Below are 19,229 nucleotides of genomic sequence, written 5' to 3'. Positions count from 1 at the left end.
CCGGTGGTACACAGAGCGTGTTGCGAGGGACCTGCAACCGCACGAGAGGTGCACTCGAAGGATCCATCCTCGTCGCCCCTTCCCTCGAAGCGGGCCTCTACGAAGCCATTGTGGCGGCGCGTGCGGTCGTCTGCGGATCGGGCGGTCTGACCGGCCACATGCAGTCCATCTGCCGCGGCAGGGGAATTCCCGTGCTCCGCGTCGACCAGGCCGATCTCGCGGACCTGGTCGGCGAAGTGACGCTGCACCTGGAGAGCCAGTCGATCGTCATCGGTTCGGACGCGGTTGACGGCGCCCCGGGCACGGGGGAGGGCCCGACGCTGCTGGACGATCTCGGCTCGGCCTGTGCGGTCATCGCGGACCTCCAGGACATCCACACGATCAACTCCTGTGGGCCGAACGCGAAGCGGGTCGACTCCTTCTTCATCCGGGAGGAATTCCTCTGTCTCGCGGCGGGACTGCGTCCGCTCGACTCCCTGGAGGGCGGACCCGCCGCCGTCGCGGCGTACGGGCGGGCGGTCGCCGGCCGGCTGTGCACCTTCGTCGAGGCGCTCCTGCCCGGCCAGCGGCTGGTCCTGAGACTCCTCGACCTGCGCTCCGACCACGCCGCCGGTGTCACCCGGCTGGCCTCGGTCGCGGTCGAGCCGAACCCGGAACTGGGCCTGCACGGCGCACGGTGGCTGCTCGGCTCGGCCGCCTACCGGGACGCGCTGCACGCTGTGCTCCGCTGCCTGCGCGAACGGCTCGGTGACGATGCGCGCCGGGTGCACCTCTCCGTCCCGTTCCTCAACGACGCGGAGGAGTTCGCGCAGCTCAGGGAGCATCTTGAGCTGCCCGCCGACGTTCCCGTCTCCGCGTTCATCGAGACTCCCGCGGCGGTGCACGCCACCGCGGCGATCTGCGCCGCGGGCGCCAGCGAGCTGTTCGTCGGGACCAAGGACCTGGTGCAGTTCTATCTCGCCGCCGACCGCAGCAACCACCTGGTGGCCGAGTCCTACCAGACCCGGCACCCGGCCGTCCTGGACGGAGTGCGCAGGGTGGTGGAGTCCGCCCGTGCGGCCGGTACCCCGGTGAGGGTGTTCGGGCTGGGCGCGGATCTCGCCCACTACCTGGAGCGGCTGCCGACCCCGGACGGCTACATGATGTGCACCGCCGAACTCCAGCAGGTGATCCTCCAGCCGCAACCCTGACGCGCGCGACGCGGTGGCGGGGCGCGGCCGTCCGTCCGACGGCCGCGCCCGGCCGTCGGCGCGGGCCGGCGCGGGCCGGCGCGGGCCGACTGTCTCCGGCGGCGCCGGCGCCGCTAGGGCCGGGGTTCACTCGCGGGCGCGGCCCGGGCCCCGGTCCGCTTGGCGTAGGCGCGGGCCGCGCGGGCGCGGTCGCCGCAGCGCACCGAGCACCAGTGGCGTGCGCCGTGGGTGCGCACCAGGTAGCGGGTGCAGGGGGCGGCGCCGCAGGAGGCGAGCCGCTCGGCGTCGGGGCCGGTGAGCAGGTCCGCGGCGTCCGCGGCGAGGAGCGCGAGGACGTGGTCGACGATCTGGTCGGTGGGGTGCGGGCGCGCGCGGTGCAGGCCCTGGGCCTCGTCCCAGTGCAACAGCGGGGCCGAGGGGACGCTGGTGAGTGCGTCGTTGACGGCGCTCAGCGCCTCGGACGGCGCGGGGAGCCCGGTCAGCCGGGCCCCGAGCAGCGTTCTGAGCTGCGCCCGGAACTCCTGCAACCGTCCCACGCACACCTGCTGGAGGCCGGTGTCGGCCGGTGCGAGTGCGTGGTCGGCCAGCCACCGGGTGGCCGAGGCCGGGTCGCCGAGCAGGTCGAGGCTCCGGTTGCCGGGAAGGGAGAGCGTGCTGTTGGCGAAGTCGAGCGCGGGATGCCGCTCCGCCCCCGGCGCGGGTGGTGGGGCGGTGGCGGCGTTCGCGGGCTCCTGCATGGCTCTCATGTTAGACCTTGCGGTTATCCGTGAGAATCGGCTAGCTTCATCTCACGGCAAAATACCTAGTTATCCGTGAGGTGTGCGATGAGCGACATCAGTGCGACCCATGACGTGACCGATGAGCGGACCACCGTCCGCGTCTTCGGCGGCCCCACCGCCCTGATCGAGATCGGCGGGCTCCGGCTCCTCACCGACCCGGCGTTCGACGCCCCCGGTGAGTACCCGGTGGGCCCGGGCCGCGTTCTCACGAAGACGGCGCCCGCCGCGATCGACCCCGCCGACCTCGGCCCCGTCGACGCCGTCCTGCTCTCCCACGACGAGCACCCTGACAACCTCGACCACTCGGGCCGGGCCCTGCTCGCCGACGTCCCGCTCGTGCTCACCACCCGCGGCGGCGAGGGCCGACTCGGCGGTACCGCCCGCGGCCTGGCCCCCTGGGAGTCCGTCGACCTGGCCCGCCCCGACGGCGGCGTCCTGACCGTGACGGCCGCGCCGGCCCTGCACGGACCCGAGGGCAGTGAGCCGGTGGTCGGGGAGGTCATCGGCTTCGTCCTGACCGCCGACGATCTGCCCACGGTCTACGTCAGCGGCGACAACGCCTCGCTCGCGCTGGTGAAGGAGATCGCCGACCGGGTCGGCCCGGTGGACACCGCCGTGCTGTTCGCCGGCGCCGCCCGTACCGGCCTCTTCGACGGGGCGCTGCTCACCCTCGACAGTGCACAGGCGGCCGAGGCCACCGTCATCCTCGGCGCCCGCCGGGTCGTGCCCGTCCACTTCGACAGCTGGGGCCACTTCAGCGAGGGCCGGAGCGAGCTGGTGGACGCCTTCACCGCGGCGGGCCTGGCGGACCGGCTCAGCCTCGACTGAACGGCGGGCCCGCGTGCACGGATCCACGACCGACGGACCACGGCTCACCCGGTTGCCGAGGCCCTGGTGCGCGCGGTGGCGGCCGGGCAGGCTAGTTTGCTCGGGTGAGTCTCCTTGATGATGTGGCCGAGCGCGACGGCTGGCTGTGCTGGGTGTGCGACGAACCGGTCGACCCCGACAAGTCGGTGAACGACTCGCGGGGCCCCAGTGTTGACAGCCGGACCGCCGACCGGAAGGCCAAGGTCGCCGAGCGGCTCGCGCACCGCGGGTGCAACACCCGCAAGGGCGCCGTCAAGGTGGTCATCGCCTGGCCGGAACGCCTGTACGTGGTCGAGCCCGCGCCGCTGATCACCGTTGCCGCGCGGCTGGAGCGCAAGGGGGGCCGCGAGATGGTGGGCCGCTGTCCGACCAGGCAGGACGCCCAGGAGGCGGCGGACTGGCTGGTGGACCGGTTCTCCCGACTGGTACCGGGGCTGCCGGTGACCGCCGACATCGAGGCGGGCGGCGGCCAGTTCCTCGTCATCCTGGCCACCGGACGCCGCTGACCGGGAATCACCGGCGCACGCCCGCGTCGAGTTGAACCACCGGTCCGCGTCGGGTTGAACCGCACGCCCGCGCCGAGCCGTCCTGGTACGGCCGGCGGTTCGAGCCGGCGACCGAGGTGCCGGGCCCGGGCGGCGGGGTGCGCCCGCGCCCTGCCGCAGGGCGCGCGAGGTCAGCCGCGCAGCAGGACGAACCGCACCGGAGTGCCCGGCCGGGCCTGCGCCGCCGCGGCCAGGTCGGGCGGCGGCACGACGCCGATCACGGGGTAGCCGCCGGTGGTGGGATGGTCGGCGAGGAACACCACCGGCTGCCCGTCGGGCGGGATCTGGACGGCGCCCAGCACCATTCCCTCGCTGGGGAGTTCACCGGTCCCGGCCCGCCCCACGGCGGGGCCCTCGGTGCGCAGCCCGACCCGGTTGCTCGCGGCCGCCACCCGGTAGCGGTCGCGGGCCAGCCGGGCCTCGGCGCACGGCTCGAACCAGTCGGAGCGGGGCCCCGGCCGCAGCCGCAGCACGAGCTCCTGCGGGGGAGCGGCCAGCGGCACCAGGTCGGGCAGGCGGCCGGGGGCCGGCTCCGGGCCGACCGGCAGGACCGCCCCGGCGGTGAGCGGCGGCGGCCCGAGCCCGGAGAGCACGTCGGCCGAGCGGCTCCCGAGCACGAGGGGGACGGCGATGCCGCCCGCGACGGCGAGGTAGCTGCGGACGCCGTGGGTGGCCGGGCCGATCTCGACCACGGCACCGGCCGGGACGGTCACCGGCGCGCCCCAGGCGGCGGGCCGCCCGTCCACCCGGACCGGGGCGGGAGCGCCGGTGACCGCGACCAGGAGGGGCCGCAGCGCCCGCAGCGCCACCCCGCCGAGCGTGGTCTCCAGTGCCGCCGCGCCGGGAGCGTTGCCGGTCAGCCGGTTGGCGGCCCGCAGCGCCGGTTCGTCCAGCGCGCCGGCCCGGGGCACGCCCAGGTGCGCGACGCCGCGCCGGCCGAGATCCTGAACCGTCGTCAACGGCCCCGGCCGCAGCACCTCCAGCCCGCTCATCCGTGCCCCCCGGCGTCGGTGAACCGGACCCGCACGCCCGGTGCGAGGAGTGCGGCCGGCTCGCGCGCGACATCCCAGAGCGGCAGCGCGGTCCGGCCCAGCAACTGCCAGCCGCCGGGGGAGGAGCGGGGGTAGACGCCGGTGTAGGGGCCGGCCAGCGCGACCGACCCGGCCGGCACCGAACTGCGGGGGGTGGCCCGGCGTGGCACCGCGTACCGGTCGGCGAGGCCGGTCAGGTAGCCGAAGCCCGGGGCGAACCCGCAGAACGCCACCCGGTACTCGGGCTCGGTGTGGATCCGGACGGCGGCCTCGGCGGAGACGCCCCAGAGGGCCGCCACCTCATCGAGGTCGGCGCCGTCGTAGAGCGTGGGGACCTCCACCAGCGGGCCCTCGGGCCCCCGGTCGGCGGCGGGCCGCCAGCCGGTCAGCAGGGCGGTGAGGGCGCGCACGTCGCTCACACCGTCGAGCAGGACGGTGCGGGCGGCGGGTACGATCTCGGTCACCTCCGGCAGCTTCCCGGCGTCCTGCAGCCCCAGGAGCCAGGCGTGCAGCGCACCGGCCCCGGCGCCGTCCGCGACCTCGGCGAGCAGCCCGTTCTCGCCGGCCCTGAGCACCCGTACGGATCCGGCTGCGGCGGTGGCGTTCTGTCGGCCGGTCAGCTGAACGCCTCCACCCGGATGCCCGCCGAGGCGAGCGCTCCCCTCACCCGCCAGGCCAGTTGGGCCGCGCCGGGGGTGTCGCCGTGCACGCACAGCGAGCGGGCCTCGACCGCGACCGGTTCGCCGCCGGCGGCCGTCACCAGGCCGTCGCGGGCGATGCCCACCGCGCGGGCGATCACCGCCTCCGGGTCGTGCACGACGGCGTCCGGGTCGCGGCGCGGCACGAGCGTGCCGGCCCAGGTGTACGCGCGGTCGGCGAACGCCTCGGTGACGACGGGCAGTCCGACGCCCTCGGCCACCGCGAGCAGCTTGGAGCCCGGCAGCCCGAGCACCGGCAGCGGGCCGTCGCAGACCGCTCCGGCACGCAGGACGCCCGCCACGACCGCCTCGGCCTGCTCGGAGTCGGCGACCACCCGGTTGTAGAGCGCGCCGTGCGGTTTGACGTAGGAGACCCGGGAGCCCGCCGCCCGGGCGAACACCTGGAGGGCGCCGATCTGGTAGGCGATCTCGTCCGACAACTCCTCGGGCGGGACGTCCATCGCGCGGCGGCCGAAGCCGGCCAGGTCCCGGTAGGAGACCTGGGCGCCGATGCGGACGCCGCGTTCGGCGGCCAGCGCGCAGACGCGGCGCATCGTCGACGGATCGCCGGCGTGGAAGCCGCAGGCGACGTTGGCGCTGGTCACCACCGACAGCAGTGCCTCGTCGTCGGTCAGCGTCCAGCGACCGAACCCCTCGCCGAGGTCCGCATTGAGATCGATCACCGTGTCGGCCACGCCTGGTCCGCCTCCCGAGAGCTGTTCACCGCGATGGTAGGGCCTGGATGTTGCGCCCGGTGTGCGTGACCCGGGCGCGGGGCCCTCCCGCCGGTGTGCGCCCGTGAACGCGCTCCCCCGGTTGGCCCAGCGGCGCGGGGTGGCGGCCGGAGCGGGCTCCCGCGGGGCCTCAGCGGGCGAGGACGGGAGCCGGGCGGGCGGCGGTGTGCCGTTCGATCGAGCGGATGGCGCGGAGCACGACGAGCAGCGGGATCACGCCGACGACCCCGAACGACATGTCGATGAATCGCCAGTACAACGGGATGCCGCGCAGTGGTCCGCAGATCAGTGCGAGCGGGATGACCGCCCCGCAGGCGATGACGGCCCAGCGGATCACCCAGACGTTGCGCAGCGGATCCCGGATCGGCCCCCAGAACGCGATCGCGATCACCAGGTGCGCGAACGCCAGCCAGTCCGTCCCGTAGGCGAGGAAGGGGTAGCGCCGGTTGGTGTCGGCGATGCCGTCCCTGACCGTCAGCAGCCGGTGCAGCAGCCCCGGGACGTGCTCGCTCAGCGGCGCCGCCGGACCGGTGGCCAGCTCGGCGAGCCAGCGGGTCTCGCTCTCCAGTGGGAAGGCGGTCAGACCGCTGAGGACGAGGCAGACCACGAAGGTCCAGAGCCAGCGGCGGACCCGCCTCAGCGCGCGGGCCGCCGGGTCGGTCGGATTGCTGCTCATACGGGAACCTCCGTGCCAGAGGACGGGTGATGGCTTTCCGCACCCGTGCGAGGCCGACTCTAGACCTAACTTTGAACGCGTTCAAAATTAGGTCGGGAGTCGCCCGGGCCTGCCGGTACGCCTGCCGGTGCGCGGCCCGAGGTCGTCGGAGGTGGGGCGGGGCCCCGGACGGCGGCGGTCACCCCCTCGGCGCCGGACGTCCGCCGTGCCCCTGACCGCGAGCCGCGTCCCTGCGCGGGCCCGCCTACGGCCGTGCGCGGCGGGGCCGGCCAGGGCGGGCCCTCCCGGTGATGCGGGGAAAGGCCCGCCCGCGGCCGTGCGCGGCGGGGCCGGCCGGCGTCCCCGCAACTCCGCCCAGAAGGCCCGTTTCGGACGTTGTCGGTGCGAACCCCTAATCTTGTCCACCGTGACCGCCATCGCAGACCAGCCCACCGACTACGGGTCCCGGCCGCCCGCCGGAGCAGCCCGGCCCGCGCCCGGCCCCGCCGCCGACGAGGGCCTCGCGCGCAGGCTCAAGGCGCTGGCCTGCACCGCGCCGCTGCACGACCTGGACAACCGCAAGGTCAACCTGGCCGGCGAGTACGGCGGCTACGCGATGGCCGAGGTCGGCCTCGCCGCGATCGACCTCGTCACCCTGCACATGGACTTCGACACCGGAGCCGACCGCGACATAGTGCTGGCCCGCATGCTGCCCCGGGTCGCCGCGCAGAACCCGCCCCGGGCCGCCGCCGAGCACGAGCGGGTCGCCCGCTGGGTGCTGGAGTCGCTGATCAACGTCGGCAGCGTCGACCGGGGCTTCCGCGCCGTCTACGGCACCTTCGGCCCGGACGGCGAGTACGTCCGGCGCGACTACGACTTCAAGCTGATCGAGGAGGTGCCGGGCCCCGACGGCGGCGTCTACCTGCGCACCACCGACGAGGCCGTCAACGTCCTGGTCGGCGCGCTCGACACCGACGTCACCTCGGCCCAGATCGCCGCCGAGGTCAAGCTGGAGGTGCTGATCCGCCGCGGCCGCCTCGCCGACGCCCAGCTCGCCGCCGAGCAGGCCCGCTACCGCACCGTCCAGTACGCCGAGACACTGCGCCGCGCCCTGGACGCCACCCGCCGCAACGTGCGCGCCGTCGACTGGATGCAGGCCGTCCCCGACCTGATCGACGAGGCGCTCGACCACATCGCGGACCGCTACCGGCACGAGAACGCGATCCTCACCAACATCCGCAAGGTCCGGGACGAGAGCGAGCCCCACACCCCCGAGGGCGCCGAGCACAAGCGCCGCGCCGCGGAGCTGGTGGACATCGTCAAGGACTGCATCCGCCGCCACACCCAGCTGCAGACCCGCCTGCTGGAGGCCGGCCCGCTGTTCCGCGCCGAGCAGGACCGCCAGGCCTTCGCCTCCCCGGGCGTGCGCACCGGCATCGACCTGTACGGGCAGCTGCTCGCCCCGCTGCTGCGCCTGCCGGTCGAGCAGGCCGTCCGCCCCACCGACGCGTTCTTCGCCCGCGGCACCGGTCTGCGCACGCCCACCTCGGTGCGCGTCACCGACCTGGTCGACCTGCTGCTCACCCCGCCCGTCGAGCGCGAGCACCTCGGCGCCGAGCTCCCCGATCCGGATCTCGTCGCCACCCCCGCCGACAGCCGCTTCTCGGAGGCCCAGCTGGAGGCCGCCCTGGAGCTGCTCGACCTGCCCGCCGACGCCCCCCGGCGGCTCTCCGGCCTGCTCGCGGACGCCCGCAGGCAGGATCCGGAGCTCCCGTACCTGGTCGCCCTGCTGGCCGTGCACGCCGCGAGCCCGCCGGTCGGCACCGCCTACCGCCAGGGCGAGGAGCGGCTGCTCTTCGCCGTCGACGACGGCACCCAGCTGGGGGACGTCGAGTTCGGCGGCGCCGACCTGATCGTCGGCAGCGCCCTCCTGGACGCCGCCGGCATGGCGGCCGACCGCAAGGACGCCGGCTGATGGCCGCCGCGCCCCCGCGCGCGCCGCGACGCACCCGTACGACGGACCACCCCGAGGAGCACCGCCCATGACGACCCCCCACGACGCGTCCTGGGCCGCCCCCGAGACCGAGCCCGCCACCCCGGCCGCGCTCACCCCGGCCGACGTCGCCGACGCCGCCCGGCTGGTCTCCTTCGGCCTGCAGGCCAAACTGCTCCCGGCGCGCGACGCCGAGTACGCCGAGCTGGTCCGCCGGCACCGGGAGGACCCGGCGTTCGCCCGGCTCGCCGACGCCGTCGCCACCGGCATGGGCCTGGTGGTGCTGGAGGTCTCCCCCCGGGCCGGCATGGCCCTCGCCGCCGCCGAGGACTCCGTCTTCGCCGTCCGGATGGGCGACTACTCGCGCCGCGCCGCCTCCGAGTCCACCGACCGCTTCCTGCACGGCCTGGCCCACCTCGCCGTCGCCGCGATGGCCTTCCCCCGCCCCGACGACCTCGCCGACGACGGCTACCTCGGCCGGATCACCGTCAACGGCGTCGACGCCTTCGTCCGCCAGGCCTGCCGCCGGCTGGAGGAGCAGGCCGACGCCCAGGGCGCCAACACGGACCCGCAGAGCGACGCCCCCGGCCTGGAGGCCGCCTGGCGGGTCTGGGCCCGGCGTACCGCCACCGGCGCCACCAAGGACGCCCGCCGGCTCTCCGGCTCCACCATCGGCATCACCGGCAAGGCGGTGCTGTTCCTGGTCGACTCCGGCTTCCTGCAGAAGACCGCCGACGACGCCGGCGGCACCTACCGCACCACCGCCCGCTACCAGCTCCAGGTCCGGGATCTGGCGGCCGGCGCCGCGATGGCCGAACTGCTCGACCTCGGCGTCGTCCCGATCAGCGACGGCAGCGCCACCCTGCTGCCCGCCGACCACAGCGAGGAACTGGTGGCCGACGCCGGCCTGCCGTTCCACTCGCTCTGACGGGCCCCCGCCCACCGGGCCCGCCCGCGCCCCTCCCGCTCCGCCCGCACCTCCCGCACTGGAGAACCGCCGCACATGTACGAGCTCAACCGGGTCCGCCTGTACTCCATCGGACCGGCCGGCGCCCGCTACGCCGACACGGTCCTGGACCTGCGCGGCGTCGGTGAGCCGGTCGCCGACCCCGCGCCCCAGCAGCCCGGCCTGTTCGGCGAGGAGCCGGAGGGCCCGGCCCGCCGGCCCGCGCCGGCCGGCGTGCTCTTCCTGGAGAACGGCGGCGGCAAGTCCGTCCTGCTCAAGCTCATCTTCTCGGTGATGCTCCCCGGCCACCGCAACACCCTCGGCGGCGCCAGCTCCGGCGTGCTGCGCAAGTTCCTCCTCGCCGACGACTGCGGGCACGTCGCGCTGGAATGGCAGCACACCGTCACCGGCGAGCCGGTCGTGGTCGGCAAGGTCAGCGAGTGGCGCGGCCGGCAGGTCTCCTCCGACCCGCGCAAGTTCGCCGAGACCTGGTACTCCTTCCGCCCCGGCCCCGGCCTGACCCTCGACTCGCTGCCCGTCGCCGAACGCGTCAGCCTGGCCGGCGACCAGCGCGCCCGCGGCCGCCGGCGCACCATGAAGGGCTTCCGCGACGCCCTGACCGAGGCCGGGAAGGCCCATCCCCACCTCGACCTCACCTTCGAGGACGGCCACGACCGCTGGACCGAGCACCTCGGAGAGCTCGGCCTCGACCCCGAGCTCTTCCGCTACCAGCGCGAGATGAACGCCGACGAGGGCGAGGCCGCCGGCCTGTTCGCGGTCAAGCACGACTCCGACTTCACCGACCTGCTGCTGCGCGCCGTCACCGACACCCGCGACACCGACGGTCTCGCCGACCTGGTCCACGGCTTCGCCGCCAAGCTCGGCCGCCGCTCCGAACTCACCGCCGAACGCGACTTCACGGGCGGCTCGCTCGACCTGCTCCAGCGCATCGTGGACGCCACCGCCGTGCGCGAGTCCGTCCGCGAGACCCATCGCGCCGCCGAGCGCCGTACCCACCGCCTCGCCCACGCCCTGGCCTCCCGGGCCGCCGCCGAACGCGACCGGGCACACGACCTCGCGATCGAGGTCGCCGCCGCCGCGAGCGCGGTGACCGCCGCCGAGAGCGACCGCACCCGGCACTCCCTGATCACCGCCGAGCTGACCCACCGCCACGCCACCCTGGGGCTGGCCGCCGCCACCACCGAGGCCGCCGCCCTTCGCCGCGAACTCACCGAGGCCCGCACCCTGCACTCCGCCTGGCAGGCCGCCGAGGCCGTGCTGCGCCGGCGCGCCGCCGCGGACCGTGCCGCCAGGGTCGCCGCCGCCATCCGCGAGGCCGAACTCGACGCCGCGCCCGCGCTCGCCGCCCGCGCCCGCGCCGCCGGAGCGCTGGCCCGCGCGCTGGAGAGCGCCGCCGCCGCCGCCGAGGAGCGGGCCGACCAGGAGGAGCTGCGCGCCGGCGAGCTCCAGGAGGACGGCGCCCAGGCCCAGCGCGACGCCACCGACGCCGCCACCGCCGCCCAGAAGGCCCGCAGCGAGGCCGACCACCTGCGCCAGCGCCTCGCCGAGGTCGAGCAGGAGACCCAGGCCGCCGTCGCCTCCGGCTGGATCGACGCGGACACCGACACCATGGCCGACGGCGAGGCGGATCCGGCCCGCGCCGCGCTGAACGCCGCCGACGCCGAGAAGGCCGCCACCGCCGCGCTGGAGAAGGCCCGCGCCGCCGCCGACCTCGCCGCGGCCCGGCTGCGCGAGAGCGCCGCCGCCGAGGCCCGCGCCGACCTCGCCGCCTCCCGGGCCGGCGACGCCCGCAGGGCCGCCGCCGCCGCGCTCGCCACCGAGCGCCGAACCGCCGCCCTGCTCGCCGCCGAACCGCGCCTCGCCGAGCTGCTCTCGCTCGCCCCCTTCGAGGAGGCCGCCGACGAGGCCGACGGCTTCCTCACCCCCGCCGTCCTGGACCGCTCCGCCGAGGGCCTGCGCGAGCTGCTCGACCGGTCCGTCGCCACCGCCGAGCGCACCCTGTTCGACCTGCGCACCGCCGCCGCCGACGACTCCCGGATCCTCGCCGCCCTCGGCGACGGCGGCCTTCTGCCGCCCGGCCCGGACGTCCTGGCCACCGTCGAGTACCTCGCCGAGCACGGCGTTCCGGCGCTGCCCGGCTGGCGCTACCTGGCCCAGTCCGTCGACCCGGGCGACCACGACGCGATCCTCGCCGCCCGCCCCGAACTCGTGGACGGCGTCGTCGTCACCGACCCCGACGCGCTGGACCGCGCCCGCGAGGCCCTCACCGCCGCCGCCCTGCTGCCCCGCTCCACCGTCGCCGTCGGCACGGCCGCCGCCCTGATCGCGCCGATCACCGGTGAGCCGGCCTTCTTCCTCGTACCGCCGAACCCGGCCATGCACGACGAGAGCGCCGCCGACGACGAACGCCGGGAGCTGCGCACCCGCGCCACCGCCCGGGAGGAGCACATCCGCGAACTCGCAGCCCGCCTCGGCGGCGACCGCGCGCTGGCCGCCCGGCTCGCCTCCTGGCACACCCAGTGCCCGCCCGGCACCCTGGCCGAACTCACCGCCGCCGCCGAGGCCGCCGCCCTCGCCGCCGAGGCCGCGAGCGCCGAACTCGCCACGTTGCGCGTCGACCACGCCGAGGCCGAGGCCGACCACGCCGCCGCCGCCACCACCCACGAGGAGCACCGCGAGGCCGCCCAGCGCACCCGCCGCCGCGCCGACGCGCTGTCCGGCCTGGCCTTCCGGCTGCGCGAACGGGCCGGTTGGACGCGCGGCCTGCGCGAACTCGCCGAGGACGCCGTCGAGTGCGACCGCCGGCAGGCCGTCCGGGCCGAGCGCGCCCGCACCTGCGACGAGGACCGCCGCGCCGCCCAGCGCGCCGCCGACGACGCCCGCCGCACCGTCCGGACCCTGCGCGCCGAACGCGCCGAGCTCTCCACCACCTCCGAGACCGACCGGGCGGACGAGCCCCCGGCCTCGCTGCCCGCCCTGCGCGAGGCCTACCGCGCCGCCTCCCAGTTGTACGAGAAGGTCGGCGTCGGCGCCGACCTGCGCGCCGAGCAGGCCCGGGCCGAGGGTGACGAGGCCGCCGCCGCCACCGAGCTCGACCGGCTCACCAACAAGGTCCGCACCCGCGCCGAGGAACTGCTCGCCAGCCCCGACGGCGCCGACGGCCCCGCCCGGCAGGCCGCCGCCACCCGGGCCGAGGAGCTCGTCGCCACCATCGAGGCGCGCTCCGCCACCGCCAGCGAGCAGCTCGGCCGGCTGCGCGGCGAGGCCGAACGCTCCGCCCCCGCCACCGGTGACGCCCACACCGAGCTGCCCGAGGACCTCGTCCCCACCGACCCCGAGCACGCCCAGGTCCTGCTGCGCACCGCCACCAGCCGCCTCGCCGAACGCCGCGAGCTGCTGGAGAACGCCCGCACCGGGCACGCCGACCTCCAGCGCACCCACCAGGCCTCGCAGAGCGCCGCCGCCGACTTCGAGGAGGCCGCCGGCCAGCTCCGCGACGGTCTGCGCGAACACCCCGAGGAGCCCGAGCAGAGCGCCGACCCCTACCTCGGCAGCCTCACCGAGGCCCGCGCGGCCGCCGCCGACACCCGCCGGACGCTGCGCGCCTCGGCCACCGAGCTCTCCGCCGCCGAACTCGCCGTCCGCGACGCCTCCGACGCCCTGATCCGGCACGCCAACGCGGCCCGCTACGAGGCCGTCCGCACCCCCGCCCGTCAGCAGATCCGTGAACTGCCCGCCGCCGCGCTGCCCGACCACGCAGCCGCCTGGGCCGTCGCCTTCGCGCCGCGCCTACGGGTGCTCACCGACGAGCTCGAGCAGCTGGAACGCAATCGCGGCAGCATCGTCGACCGCCTGCGCGGCCTGGTCGAGAGCGCGCTCGCCACCCTGCGCGCCGCCCAGCGGCTCTCCCGCCTGCCCGAGGGCCTCGGGGAGTGGTCCGGCCAGGAGTTCCTGCGGATCCGGTTCGAGGACCCGGACCAGAGCGTCCTGGTGGAGCGGCTCGGCGAGGTCATCGACGAGGCCACCAGCGCCGCCGTCCGCAAGAACAGCGACCTGCGCCGGGACGGCATGTCCCTGCTGCTGCGCGGCGTCGCCGCCGCGATCGGCCCCAGGGGCGTCGGCGTCGAGATCCTCAAGCCGGACGCCGTGCTGCGCGCCGAGCGGGTCAGCGTCGGCCAGATGTCGGACGTGTTCTCCGGCGGCCAACTGCTCACCGCGGCCATCGCCCTCTACTGCACGATGGCCGCGCTGCGCGCCAACGACCGGGGGCAGTCCCAGCTGCGGCACGCGGGCACGCTCTTCCTCGACAACCCGATCGGCCGGGCGAACGCGACGTACCTGCTGGAGCTGCAGCGTGCCGTCGCCGACGCGCTCGGCGTCCAGCTGATCTACACCACGGGGCTCTTCGACACCACCGCGCTGGCCGAGTTCCCGCTGGTCATCAGGCTCCGCAACGACGCCGACCTGCGGGCCGGCCTGAAGTACATCTCGGTGGAGGAGCATCTGCGCCCCGGTCTGCCGGCCCCGCAGGACCCGGACGGCCCGGCCGTCCACGGCGAGATCACCGCCACCCGGATGTTCAAGCGCCCGGCGGAGGCGCCGACGGCCTGACCGGGCCTCGGCGGGCCTCGCCGGGGGCGCGCGCCGGTGCCGCGCCGGTCAGTCCCTCGCCTGGCGCCGGGCCCCCGTCAGCACGCTGTCCAGCAGGCCGGGGAAGAGCTGCGCCAGATCGTCCCGGCGCAGCGAACTCATCCGCGCGGTGCCGCGCCGACACTGCCGGATCACCCCTGCCTCGCGCAGCACCCGGAAGTGGTGCGTGGTGGTCGACTTGGTCACCGGAAGGTCGAACGCGATGCAGGACATCTCCTGGTGCCCGTCCGCGAGTGCCCGGGCGATCCGCAGCCGCACCGGGTCGGCCAGCGCGTGCAGCACGGCCTCCAGCCGGATGTCCGCCAGGGCGGGCTCCGGCAGGGTGGCCGGGCCCGGTCCGTCCGGCACCGGTCCCGAGGGTGCCGCGGTCGGCCTCCGGCCCGGCAGCACGGCGCCCCGCTCGTCGGTCGGCATGTCGGCTCCCTCGGTCACTGCGTCATCGTACGAGAACCATCGTAGTTTGACATCTCTCGTAGTACGGCGGCTATCGTACAAAGGTGTCCGGCGTCCCCGTGCCGGCCGCGATGTCGAAGGAGTCGCCGTGAGTGCCCTGTTCGAGCCGATCACCCTCCGCTCGCTGACCGTGCCCAACCGGGTGTGGATGCCGCCGATGTGCATGTACTCGGCGCAGCCGGTCGGTCCCGAGACGGGTGTGGCCACGGACTTCCACCTGGCCCACTACGCCACCCGGGCGGCCGGCGGCGCGGGCCTGGTGATCGTGGAGTCCACGGCAGTCCGCCCCGAGGGCCGGATCTCGCCGTACGACCTCGGCCTGTGGAACGACCGCCAGCAGGAGAGCCTCGCCCGCGTCGCGGCGCAGATCTCGGCGCTCGGCGCGGTTCCCGTGATCCAACTCGGCCACGCCGGGCGCAAGGCGTCCACGGACCGCCCCTGGCAGGGTGGCGCGCCCGTCCCTGCGGGGGATATCGGCTGGCAGGCGGTCGGTCCCTCCACCGTCCCGTTCGGCTCGAACCCGAGCCCCTCGGAGCTCACGGTCGAGGAGATCCAGGAGATCGTCCGGTCCTTCGCGGCCTCGGCCGAGCGGGCGCTGGCCGCCGGTTTCAAGGCCGTCGAGATCCACGGCGCGCACGGCTACCTGACCCACTCGTTCCTCTCGCCGGTCTCCAACCACCGCACCGACGGGTACGGCGGCTCCTTCGAGGGCCGTACCCGCTTCGCCCTGGAGGTGACCCGCGCGGTGCGCGCGGTGTGGCCCGAGGACCTGCCGCTGCTGTTCCGGGTCTCGGCCACCGACTGGCTGGACGACCGGGAGAGCTGGACGGCGGACGAGACCGTCCTGCTGGCCAGGGAGTTGAAGAAGGCCGGCGTCGACCTGCTCGACGTCTCGACCGGCGGCAACGTCAAGGAGGCGGCGATTCCGGTCGGCCCGGGCTACCAGGTGCCGTTCGCCGCCAGGATCCGTGCCGAGTCGGGTCTCGCGACCAGCGCCGTCGGCCTCATCACCGAGCCCGTCCAGGCGGAGAAGATCATCGCGGACGGGCAGGCGGACGTCGTCCTGCTGGGCCGCGAGCTGCTGCGCAACCCGTACTGGCCGCAGCAGGCCGCGCGTGAGCTGGGCGGCGACCGCCGGTGGCCGGTGCAGTACGGCTACGTCGTGGGCAGTCGCGGCTGACGGGAGGCGGGGCCGGGGCGGTCCGCGCGGACGTCCCGGCGGGCCGTGCGGCTCCCCGCCATCGGTGACGCCGAGTGCGGACCGCGCGCCCGCTGGGCGGCCACCTGACGGGAGATCATGATCTCCAACAGGCACCACATCGTGCCGAACACCCCGAGGCCCATGGCCATCAGTGCCGGGGTCAGCAGCCCGGTCCCGGCGTAGGACGCGAACACCGCGACCGTCAGGCAGACCAGGGTGAACGCGAGGCAGAGCACGGCGCGTACTGCGGCGGAGCGCACCTCGTCGGGCAGGCGGCGACGGGCGGCGGACATCGGGTACCCCCGGACGGCGTACGTGGGGCGCCCCGTGCGCCCCTACGCACCACACTGCCCCGCCGGGCGGCATGCATGCGCCGGATATCGCTGATCTGCCGTGCATTGAGGTGATCTGACCGCGATGAGAGGGGTTGTCCGCGCGCCCGGCGCCGGTCCGCCCGATGCCGGTCCGCTCGGCGTCGTCGTGCCGCTGCCCGTCGTGGTTCAGGTCAGCTGCTTGTCGAGCTCCTCCAGCGCCCCGACCACGATCGTCCGCATCGCCCGTTCCGCGTGCGCGGCGTCGCCGGCGCAGATCGCCTCCGCCACCTCGCGGTGCAGCCGGATCGCGTACGACTCGGGCTGGTGGGGCATCAGGTGATACTCCGTCCGTCCGGTCAGCACCGCGCCGACGGTGTCGCCCAGGTGCGCGAACATCTCGTTCCCGGACGCCTTCAGCACCGTGGCGTGGAAGGCGATGTCGTGCCGGAGGAACGTCTCCAGGTCGGCGGCCCGCGCGGTGACGGTCAGTTCGACGGCCAGTGCGCTCAGCTCGCGGCACTGGTCCGCGGTGGCCTGGGTGGCGGCGAGCGCCGCCGCGGCCGGCTCGACCGCCACCCGCAGCGACCCCAGCGACCGCAGCTGTGCGGGCCGGTCGGCGCCGGCCAGCCGCCAGCGGATCACCAGGGGGTCGAACACGTCCCAGCTCGACCTCGGCTGCACGGTGATGCCGACCCGGCGGCGCGACTCGACCAGCCGCATCGACTCCAGGATCCGGACCGCCTCGCGCACCACCGTCCGGGAGACCCCGAACCGGCCCTCCAGCTCCTCGCCCCGCAGCACCGCCCCTTCGGGGATCTCGCCGGACGCGATGGCCGGTCCGAGCTCGGAGAGGAGTCGGCCGGGCAGCCCCTGGATGTCCATCCGCCCAGCCTAGAGGGCGATGCCCGGGTGGCCCCGTCCGGCCCGCCCGCTCCGGGCCCGCGTCCGGCGCCGGCCCCGGGTTTGCGTCGGCGCCGTGCTCGCGTTCTCCTCGGCGCTGCCGTGCTCCTTGCCGCTTCCGCTCCGGGGACGCCGCCGTGGTCGGCCTGCCGCCGCGCGAACCGCCGCGAGGCGGCGGTCCCGAAGGCATAAAAGTATGACGATTTGGTATCCGGACCTTGAATAGGTCATATCTTTGGGGAGATAGTTGCCAGCGACCGCAGGCCTGGTACCTGCTCACCGGCATACGAACGGCCTGGCAGAGAAGGAGCACCACCATGGCTCTCAGCGTCGAGAACCAGCCGCCCACCGTCGTGGTGATGGGCGTTTCGGGCGTCGGCAAGACCACCGTCGCCCGACTGCTGGCCGAGCGTCTGGCCCTCCCGTACGCGGAGGCGGACGACTTCCACCCGCCGGCCAACATCGCCAAGATGTCGGCCGGGATCCCCCTGGACGACGAGGACCGGGCCCCCTGGCTCCGGGCCCTCGGCGGCTGGCTCGGCGAACGCGCCGGGGCCGGTACCGGGGGAGTGGTGACCTGTTCGGCGCTGAAGCGGCACTACCGCGACACCCTGCGCGCCGCCTGCCCGGGCGCGTTCTTCCTGCACCTCAGCGGTGGTCACGAGCTGGTCGAGGACCGCCTCGCCCAGCGCACCGGCCACTTCATGCCGACGTCCCTGCTCGGTTCCCAGTACGCCGCCCTGGAGCCCCTCCAGGCCGACGAACGCGGTGCAGCCCTGGACGTCGGCCCGTCCCCCGAACAACTCGTCGAGATGGCCGTGGAACTCCTGCGGCCCGTCAATGGAGACCTCGCGTGAGCCTGTCCCCCACTCTCCTCGCGGCCGCCCCACCGGCCCTCCCGCACACCGGCAGCAATACCCAGCTGCTGGTGGCGGTGCTGCTCAGCATCGGCGCCATCGTGCTGCTGATCACCAGACTGAAGCTGCACCCCTTCCTCGCCCTCACACTCGGCTCGGCACTGCTCGCGATCGTCGCCAGGGCGCCGTTCGACAAGCTGCTGACCAGCTTCTCCACCGGGTTCGGCGCGACCGTCGCGAGCGTCGGACTGCTGATCGGCCTCGGCGCGATGCTCGGCAAGCTGCTGGCCGACTCCGGCGGGGCCAACATCATCGCCGACACCGTTCTCGCCCGCACCGGCCGCAGGGCCCTGCCGTGGGCGATGGCGCTGATCGCGGCGCTGCTCGGCCTGCCGCTCTTCTTCGAGGTCGGCGTCGTCCTGCTGATCCCGATCGTGCTGCTGGTCGCCCGGCGCGGCAACCTGCCCCTGATGCGGGTGGGAATCCCGGCGCTGGCGGGCCTGTCGGTGCTGCACGGTCTGATCCCGCCGCACCCCGGCCCGCTGGTGGCCGTCGACGCCCTGCACGCGGACCTCGGCATCACCCTGGCGCTGGGCCTGCTGATCGCGGTTCCGACCCTGATCATCGCCGGACCGCTGTTCGCCCGGGTCGCGGAGCGCTGGGTCGGCCCGCTGGCCGTCCCCGAGGCGACGGCCCCCGCGGAGACCGAGCAGCGCGAGCACACCCCGAGCTTCGGCGCGGTGCTCGCGACCATCCTGCTGCCGGTCGTCCTGATGCTCGGCAAGGCCCTGGTCGACGTGGTCGTCGACGACCCGAAGGCCGGTCTCCAGCGCGCCTTCGACTTCATCGGCTCGCCGCTGATCGCTCTGCTCGCCGCCGTCCTGCTCGGTATGCTGACCCTCGGCCGGGCGGCCGGGTTCAGCAAGGCCCGGATCTCCACCACCATGGAGAAGTCGCTCGGCCCGATCGCCGGCATCGTCTTCATCGTGGGCGCCGGCGGCGGTTTCAAGCAGACCCTGATCGACGTCGGCGTCGGCAACGCGGTCAGCGAGTGGTCCAGCAAGTGGCACATCTCGGCGCTGCTGCTGGGCTGGCTGATCGCCGTCCTGATCCGGCTGGCCACCGGCTCCGCGACGGTCGCCACCATCACCGCGGCCGGCATCGTGGCCCCGCTGGCCGCCGACATGTCGAGCACCCACGCGGCGCTGCTGGTGCTGGCGATCGGCTCCGGCTCGCTGTTCTTCTCGCACGTGAACGACGCCGGCTTCTGGCTGGTGAAGGAGTACTTCGGGATGAGCGTCGGCCAGACGCTCAAGTCCTGGTCGGTGATGGAGACGGTGATCTCGGTGGTCGCCATCGCGCTGATCATGCCGCTCAGCCTGATCATCTGACCGG

17 protein-coding genes are annotated in these 19,229 nt (G+C 75.0%); 9 read left to right on the top strand and 8 right to left on the bottom strand.

What is annotated here, in order from left to right; translation table 11 throughout:
* Positions 1 to 17: 17 nt before the first annotated feature.
* Positions 18 to 1,190 (top strand): putative PEP-binding protein, encoded by a 1,173-nt coding sequence (locus tag OG823_RS05320; protein WP_371477930.1) that lies wholly within the window; start codon positions 18 to 20, stop codon positions 1,188 to 1,190.
* Between the two features lie 113 nt (positions 1,191 to 1,303).
* Here OG823_RS05320 and OG823_RS05315 read toward each other — a convergent pair whose 3' ends face one another.
* Positions 1,304 to 1,927: a CGNR zinc finger domain-containing protein gene (locus OG823_RS05315; RefSeq protein ID WP_371477929.1), complete on the bottom strand. Its 624-nt coding sequence runs from the start codon at positions 1,925 to 1,927 to the stop codon at positions 1,304 to 1,306.
* Positions 1,928 to 2,014: 87 nt separating this feature from the next.
* Here OG823_RS05315 and OG823_RS05310 point away from each other — a divergent pair, with 87 nt between their 5' ends.
* Positions 2,015 to 2,797 carry an MBL fold metallo-hydrolase gene (locus OG823_RS05310; protein ID WP_371477928.1) on the top strand — a complete coding sequence of 261 codons (783 nt, stop codon included), beginning with the start codon at positions 2,015 to 2,017 and terminating at the stop codon, positions 2,795 to 2,797.
* Between the two features lie 104 nt (positions 2,798 to 2,901).
* Positions 2,902 to 3,342, top strand: coding sequence for a hypothetical protein (locus OG823_RS05305; protein WP_371477927.1), 441 nt, complete (start codon positions 2,902 to 2,904; stop codon positions 3,340 to 3,342).
* 170 nt (positions 3,343 to 3,512) lie between these two features.
* On the opposite strand, the gene OG823_RS05300 is transcribed toward OG823_RS05305, so the two are convergent.
* From OG823_RS05300 to OG823_RS05285, 4 genes are all read right to left on the bottom strand, one after another.
* Positions 3,513 to 4,373 (bottom strand): biotin-dependent carboxyltransferase family protein, encoded by an 861-nt coding sequence (locus OG823_RS05300; protein ID WP_371477925.1) that lies wholly within the window; start codon positions 4,371 to 4,373, stop codon positions 3,513 to 3,515.
* Positions 4,370 to 4,987: a 5-oxoprolinase subunit PxpB gene (gene pxpB, locus OG823_RS05295; RefSeq protein WP_371477924.1), complete on the bottom strand. Its 618-nt coding sequence runs from the start codon at positions 4,985 to 4,987 to the stop codon at positions 4,370 to 4,372. The genes OG823_RS05300 and pxpB overlap by 4 nt, the downstream gene beginning before the upstream one ends.
* 41 nt (positions 4,988 to 5,028) lie before the next feature.
* The gene (locus OG823_RS05290) at positions 5,029 to 5,805 is read right to left on the bottom strand and encodes a LamB/YcsF family protein (RefSeq protein ID WP_371477922.1); all 777 of its coding nucleotides are present in this window, start codon (positions 5,803 to 5,805) and stop codon (positions 5,029 to 5,031) included.
* Between the two features lie 169 nt (positions 5,806 to 5,974).
* Positions 5,975 to 6,520: a hypothetical protein gene (locus OG823_RS05285; RefSeq protein WP_371477921.1), complete on the bottom strand. Its 546-nt coding sequence runs from the start codon at positions 6,518 to 6,520 to the stop codon at positions 5,975 to 5,977.
* Positions 6,521 to 6,926: 406 nt separating this feature from the next.
* On the opposite strand from OG823_RS05285, the gene OG823_RS05280 reads away from it, so the two are divergent.
* The 3 genes from OG823_RS05280 (at position 6,927) to OG823_RS05270 (ending at position 14,070) form a co-directional block, all read left to right on the top strand.
* Complete coding sequence (locus OG823_RS05280) at positions 6,927 to 8,474, top strand: hypothetical protein (RefSeq protein ID WP_371477919.1); 1,548 nt, start codon at positions 6,927 to 6,929, stop codon at positions 8,472 to 8,474.
* 67 nt (positions 8,475 to 8,541) lie between these two features.
* Positions 8,542 to 9,420, top strand: coding sequence for a hypothetical protein (locus OG823_RS05275; protein ID WP_371477916.1), 879 nt, complete (start codon positions 8,542 to 8,544; stop codon positions 9,418 to 9,420).
* Between the two features lie 75 nt (positions 9,421 to 9,495).
* Positions 9,496 to 14,070, top strand: coding sequence for a hypothetical protein (locus tag OG823_RS05270; RefSeq protein WP_371477914.1), 4,575 nt, complete (start codon positions 9,496 to 9,498; stop codon positions 14,068 to 14,070).
* Positions 14,071 to 14,118: 48 nt separating this feature from the next.
* On the opposite strand, the gene OG823_RS05265 is transcribed toward OG823_RS05270, so the two are convergent.
* Positions 14,119 to 14,523 (bottom strand): ArsR/SmtB family transcription factor, encoded by a 405-nt coding sequence (locus OG823_RS05265; protein WP_371484314.1) that lies wholly within the window; start codon positions 14,521 to 14,523, stop codon positions 14,119 to 14,121.
* A gap of 127 nt (positions 14,524 to 14,650) precedes the next feature.
* Between OG823_RS05265 and OG823_RS05260 the strand changes: the two genes are divergently transcribed.
* The gene (locus OG823_RS05260; RefSeq protein ID WP_371477913.1) at positions 14,651 to 15,742 is read left to right on the top strand and encodes an NADH:flavin oxidoreductase/NADH oxidase; all 1,092 of its coding nucleotides are present in this window, start codon (positions 14,651 to 14,653) and stop codon (positions 15,740 to 15,742) included.
* Here OG823_RS05260 and OG823_RS05255 read toward each other — a convergent pair.
* The gene (locus OG823_RS05255; RefSeq protein WP_371477912.1) at positions 15,718 to 16,056 is read right to left on the bottom strand and encodes a hypothetical protein; all 339 of its coding nucleotides are present in this window, start codon (positions 16,054 to 16,056) and stop codon (positions 15,718 to 15,720) included. The genes OG823_RS05260 and OG823_RS05255 overlap by 25 nt on opposite strands.
* A gap of 207 nt (positions 16,057 to 16,263) precedes the next feature.
* The gene (locus OG823_RS05250; RefSeq protein WP_371477911.1) at positions 16,264 to 16,959 is read right to left on the bottom strand and encodes a FadR/GntR family transcriptional regulator; all 696 of its coding nucleotides are present in this window, start codon (positions 16,957 to 16,959) and stop codon (positions 16,264 to 16,266) included.
* Positions 16,960 to 17,294: 335 nt separating this feature from the next.
* Between OG823_RS05250 and OG823_RS05245 the strand changes: the two genes are divergently transcribed.
* Positions 17,295 to 17,834 carry a gluconokinase gene (locus tag OG823_RS05245; RefSeq protein ID WP_371477910.1) on the top strand — a complete coding sequence of 180 codons (540 nt, stop codon included), beginning with the start codon at positions 17,295 to 17,297 and terminating at the stop codon, positions 17,832 to 17,834.
* On the top strand, positions 17,831 to 19,225 hold the full coding sequence (locus OG823_RS05240) for a gluconate:H+ symporter (RefSeq protein ID WP_371477909.1): 1,395 nt from the start codon (positions 17,831 to 17,833) through the stop codon (positions 19,223 to 19,225). The genes OG823_RS05245 and OG823_RS05240 overlap by 4 nt, the downstream gene beginning before the upstream one ends.
* Positions 19,226 to 19,229 lie beyond the last annotated feature (4 nt).

It is taken from the genome of Kitasatospora sp. NBC_00315 (genome assembly GCF_041435095.1).
Lineage (GTDB): Bacteria > Actinomycetota > Actinomycetes > Streptomycetales > Streptomycetaceae > Kitasatospora.
The sequence above is the reverse complement of the archived record's forward strand: the minus strand, read 5'-3'. Positions and strand labels throughout refer to the sequence as shown.

Coding starts and splice junctions, on each gene's coding strand:
- OG823_RS05250 (WP_371477911.1), bottom strand. CDS start 16,959: ATGGACATCCAGGGGCTGCCCGGCCGACTCCTCTCCGAGCTCGGACCG.
- OG823_RS05315 (WP_371477929.1), bottom strand. CDS start 1,927: ATGCAGGAGCCCGCGAACGCCGCCACCGCCCCACCACCCGCGCCGGGG.
- OG823_RS05275 (WP_371477916.1), top strand. CDS start 8,542: ATGACGACCCCCCACGACGCGTCCTGGGCCGCCCCCGAGACCGAGCCC.
- OG823_RS05285 (WP_371477921.1), bottom strand. CDS start 6,520: ATGAGCAGCAATCCGACCGACCCGGCGGCCCGCGCGCTGAGGCGGGTC.
- OG823_RS05245 (WP_371477910.1), top strand. CDS start 17,295: ATGGCTCTCAGCGTCGAGAACCAGCCGCCCACCGTCGTGGTGATGGGC.
- OG823_RS05255 (WP_371477912.1), bottom strand. CDS start 16,056: ATGTCCGCCGCCCGTCGCCGCCTGCCCGACGAGGTGCGCTCCGCCGCA.
- OG823_RS05265 (WP_371484314.1), bottom strand. CDS start 14,523: ATGCCGACCGACGAGCGGGGCGCCGTGCTGCCGGGCCGGAGGCCGACC.
- OG823_RS05300 (WP_371477925.1), bottom strand. CDS start 4,373: ATGAGCGGGCTGGAGGTGCTGCGGCCGGGGCCGTTGACGACGGTTCAG.
- OG823_RS05310 (WP_371477928.1), top strand. CDS start 2,015: ATGAGCGACATCAGTGCGACCCATGACGTGACCGATGAGCGGACCACC.
- OG823_RS05270 (WP_371477914.1), top strand. CDS start 9,496: ATGTACGAGCTCAACCGGGTCCGCCTGTACTCCATCGGACCGGCCGGC.